Here is a 4,175-nt window from a genome sequence, read left to right as displayed (position 1 = left end):
TTTACCTCAGCTGCGGTGGTAAAGGGGGCGGCCTGCGCCCCAGTGGCCAAGGAAGTGGCCCCAAGACCAAAGGCCAAGCCTAGTCCCAAGCGCGATCCGGGACCGGGTGTCAAAACAGACAGAACTCTCAACATAAAACATTCCTCACAAAAACTGATACAAACAAGTCGCGCCACGGCTCAAAGCAGCTCCAAGAGCTGTGGAATGGCTTTTGGCGCAAGTCACTTTCGAATATAGACCATAAAACACCCAAGCCCCAACCGCTCACAAGAGGCGGAAGACAGGAAAAGCGATGGCGCAGCAGTCTTTTAACGTCATGATCGTCGGTCAGGCCGGCCGTTTGCAATATGAGGCGCTGCTCTTTGCCGCCTCTCTACGCCACAGTTCGCCCAATTTCTCCGGGCGGTTGTTTGTCGCCGTGCCACAGCCGGGGCCGCTGTGGCAAAAGGACCCCAGCATTCACAACGCTGGGGTGCTCGAAGCCTTTGCCCGCCTTGGCGTCGAGATCTTGCCTTTCGAAAACAAAGTCTTTGGCGAGAGCTACCCCTATGGCAATAAAATCGAAGCCCTGCAGGCCCTGCCCGAGGGTGAACCTTTTGTGTTTTTTGACAGTGACACCCTGATCACCGGCGATCTTGAGGCGGTGCCTTTTGATTTCTCCCGCCCCTCTGCTTCATTGCGTCGCGAAGGCACCTGGCCCAAGCCAACGCTTTATGGGCCGGGCTACAGCGAGATCTGGCGGTCGCTCTATGAACGCTTTGGTCTGGACATGGACCCAACATTGGATCTGAGCCAGCCCGACGAATACTGGAAACGCTACCTCTATTTTAATGCAGGCTTTTTCTACGGCGCCTGTCCGCGTGCTTTTGGCAAACGGTTTGAAGTCTATGCCCAATCGATCCTCAAAGATCCACCGATCGAACTGGTCGGCCAGGCGTTGGATCCATGGCTGGATCAGGTGACCCTGCCCCTGGTGATCCATTCCTTTGGCGGTGGGCGCGATGCCCTGCCCGCCGGATACCTTGATGGGCAAACCAGCTGTCACTATCGCCTGTTCCCACTGCTCTATGCCCGCGAAAGCGACCCCGTGATCGCATTGCTACAGGAAGTTGCCGCGCCCAATTGGCTCAAGAAGGTTCTGAAGAGTTACGAGCCAATCAAGCGTCTCGTCTATCAGAACCGCGGCGCGCGGGTGCGGGCCCTGTTTGATCAGGAGCACCTGCCCCGGCGCGAACAGGCCATTCGCAACAAGATCAAATCCGAAGGGCTCTGGTTCCGCTAAGTTTGGCTTTGCATGGTCGGAGCAAACAGCAGGCAATTGAGGCACGCAGGAATTTTTCCTCGCTTTGACGCCTGCGCCAGCGCAGTTGTTCCCAATTCAAACGCCTGCGTTGTGCTACAAGGCAAGCTGGCCTAAACATTTGGCCAAGAGTTTTGACAAGGGAGATTACCACATGAGCGATGCACCAGCCTATGGCTTTGACACATTGCAGATTCACGCCGGCGCCAAGCCTGACCCGGCCACCGGCGCGCGACAGACACCAATTTACCAGACAACCGGCTATGTGTTTCGCGATGCCGATCACGCCGCGGCCCTGTTCAACCTGCAGGAAGTTGGCTTTATCTATTCTCGCCTGACCAATCCCACCGTTGCGGTGCTACAGGAACGCCTGGCCACGCTCGAAGGTGGCGTTGGCGCGGTTTGCTGCTCCTCTGGTCACGCAGCACAAATCATGGCGTTGTTTCCCCTGATGGCACCGGGCTGCAATGTGATTGCCTCCACCCGGCTTTATGGCGGTACCGTCACCCAGTTCAGCCAGACCATCAAACGCTTTGGCTGGTCGGCCAAATTTGTCGATACTGATGATCTGGACGCGGTGGCAGCTGCTATCGACGAAAACACCCGCGCGGTGTTCTGCGAATCCATCGCAAATCCCGGCGGCTATGTCACCGATATTCGCGCCCTGGCCGATGTATCTGATGCCGCAGGCGTGCCGCTGATCGTCGATAACACCACCGCCACCCCCTACCTGTGCAACCCCATCGCGCAGGGCGCCACCCTGGTTGTGCACTCCACCACCAAATACCTCACCGGCAATGGCACCGTCACCGGCGGCGCGGTGATCGACAGCGGTAAATTTGACTGGTCCGCCAGCGACAAATTCCCTTCCCTGTCGGCGCCCGAACCCGCCTATCACGGGCTCAAATTCCACGAGACCTTTGGCGGCTTGGCCTTCACCTTCCACGGCATCGCCATCGGTCTGCGCGATCTGGGCATGACGATGAACCCGCAGGCAGCGCATTACACCTTGATGGGCGTCGAAACACTGTCGCTGCGGATGCAGCGCCACTGCGAAAACGCCCTGACCGTCGCCAACTGGCTGGAGCAGGACACCCGCATTGACTATGTCACCTATGCGGGTCTGGAAAGCTCGCCCTATAATGAGCGCGCAAAGAGCTGCTACCCCAAGGGCACCAGCGGGTTGTTCACCTTTGCGGTGAAGGGCGGCTATGACGCCTGCATCAAACTGGTGGATTCCCTGGAGATCTTCAGCCATGTGGCCAACCTCGGCGATACCCGCTCGCTGATCATCCACTCGGCCTCCACCACCCACCGTCAGCTGTCGCCAGAACAGCAAGAGGCGGCTGGTGCAGGCGCCAATGTGGTGCGGGTTTCCATCGGGCTTGAAGACCCCGCCGACCTGATCCACGACCTGGACCAGGCCCTGGCCAAAGCCTGCGGATAATTCCAGGACTTCTAACAGACAAAGGCCGGGCAACTGCCCGGCCTTTTCTTGTTTCACCAGCACTGACTGTGTACTTATTCGCCCTCAGACGCCTGCAGGCCAAAGATCACCTGTACGCTATGCGAGAAACTCAACTCGCCAGACTCGATCGGCATTGAGCCACCACGGGCCATTTCCATTGCCACCATCGGATGACCATCGTTTTGCGCAGTATCGGTAATCATCCGCACCGGCCCGAGTGTGACACCAGCAGCCTGTGCCAGGATCTCGGCCTTGTGGCGGGCATCGGCAACCGCACTTGCGCGCATCTGATCCTGCAGGCTGGCGTGATCGGTGACGTCAAAGCGCAGCCCCTGAAACTGGTTGGCCCCGGCGCGCAGCACCCGGTCCATCACTGCGCCCAGCTCTTCCAGATCCCGCACCCGCAGCGTCAGGGTATTAGAAGCAGCGAAACCGGTGATCCGGCGAGGATTGTCATCGTCATAGGACCCGGAATTGGACCAGACTGGATGCAATGAGATCTGCTCTGTCTGCATATCCTTTTCGGCAATCCCGGCCGAGCGCAGTTCTGTCACCACCGCCGCCATATCCTCAGAGACCAATCCCATTGCCTCACTGGCCTCAGCAGCCTCTTTGCCGACGCCCAGGGTAATCACCGCCAAGTCCGGAGCGACCACGACGCGCCCCTCTCCGGTCACTACCAGTTGGCCTTCGGCAGAGCTTTCTGCCGCGACGGGCGCACCAAAGGTGAGGGCCATTGCCAGGGCGGTGATCAAAACTGTCTTTGTTTTCATTATGAAGGCTCCTTTGCTTCTCCCTAAGATGGGGATGGCAGATCGCCGCTGACAAGGGGAAACCCTGCTCTTTTCCTTTCACTCGGCGAAGTCCTGCTTTAAGGTCCGCTCAGATAGCCTGATAGGACTCCTCGCGGTCCGGGCACTTAAGACTTGGATGGTTTGACCGCATTATGAAACCGGGGTTTGCTCTTTCTCTTTCCGCAGAGGGTATTGTTCTGCTGCATCGTGCCGCAGGAGGCTGGCGCAATGTCGGCACTGTGCCGCTCGACAGCGCTGATCTTGCAGGTGATTTGGCAATCCTGCGCAGCCGTGGAGAGGCCTTGGAGGCCAATGGCCTGTGCAAACTGATCATTCCAAACGATCAGATCCGCTACCTGACCATTGAAACCGGTATCTCTGACCTGGAAAGCCGTCACCGTCTGGTCCGCGCCGCTCTGGAAGGGGCCACCCCCTACCCGGTGTCCGACCTGGCCTATGATCTCTCCGAGGATGGCAGCCAGACCCATATTGCCGCTGTGGCCCAGGAAACCCTGGCCGAGGCCGAAAGCTTTGCGCTTGAAAACGGCTTCACACCGGCTTCCTTTGTGGCCACCCCAGGCGATATTGGCTTCCTGGGCGAGCCGTTCTTTGG

3 protein-coding genes and 1 pseudogene are annotated in these 4,175 nt (G+C 58.5%); 3 read left to right on the top strand and 1 reads right to left on the bottom strand.

Annotated elements, in window-relative coordinates; all coding sequences use genetic code 11:
• The first annotated feature begins 292 nt into the window (after positions 1–292).
• Positions 293–1,282, top strand: a complete 990-nt coding sequence (locus tag ABJP42_RS15600; RefSeq protein WP_348341968.1) for a GT-B fold glycosyltransferase domain-containing protein — start codon at positions 293–295, stop codon at positions 1,280–1,282.
• Between the two features lie 172 nt (positions 1,283–1,454).
• Positions 1,455–2,747 carry an O-acetylhomoserine aminocarboxypropyltransferase/cysteine synthase family protein gene (locus ABJP42_RS15595; protein ID WP_348341966.1) on the top strand — a complete coding sequence of 431 codons (1,293 nt, stop codon included), beginning with the start codon at positions 1,455–1,457 and terminating at the stop codon, positions 2,745–2,747.
• Between the two features lie 74 nt (positions 2,748–2,821).
• On the opposite strand, the gene ABJP42_RS15590 is transcribed toward ABJP42_RS15595, so the two are convergent.
• Complete coding sequence (locus tag ABJP42_RS15590; RefSeq protein ID WP_348341964.1) at positions 2,822–3,541, bottom strand: SIMPL domain-containing protein; 720 nt, start codon at positions 3,539–3,541, stop codon at positions 2,822–2,824.
• Between the two features lie 173 nt (positions 3,542–3,714).
• On the opposite strand from ABJP42_RS15590, the pseudogene ABJP42_RS15585 reads away from it, so the two are divergent.
• Positions 3,715–4,175, top strand: a pseudogene (locus ABJP42_RS15585) (hypothetical protein); the annotation flags it as partial.

It is taken from the genome of Pseudophaeobacter sp. (assembly GCF_039971195.1).
Taxonomy (GTDB): domain Bacteria; phylum Pseudomonadota; class Alphaproteobacteria; order Rhodobacterales; family Rhodobacteraceae; genus Pseudophaeobacter.
The sequence above is the reverse complement of the archived record's forward strand: the minus strand, read 5'-3'. Positions and strand labels throughout refer to the sequence as shown.

What these genes read in the sequence shown, in the direction of transcription:
- ABJP42_RS15600 (WP_348341968.1), top strand. Translation starts at nt 293, where the DNA reads ATGGCGCAGCAGTCTTTTAACGTCATGATCGTCGGTCAGGCCGGCCGT.
- ABJP42_RS15590 (WP_348341964.1), bottom strand. Translation starts at nt 3,541, where the DNA reads ATGAAAACAAAGACAGTTTTGATCACCGCCCTGGCAATGGCCCTCACC.
- ABJP42_RS15595 (WP_348341966.1), top strand. Translation starts at nt 1,455, where the DNA reads ATGAGCGATGCACCAGCCTATGGCTTTGACACATTGCAGATTCACGCC.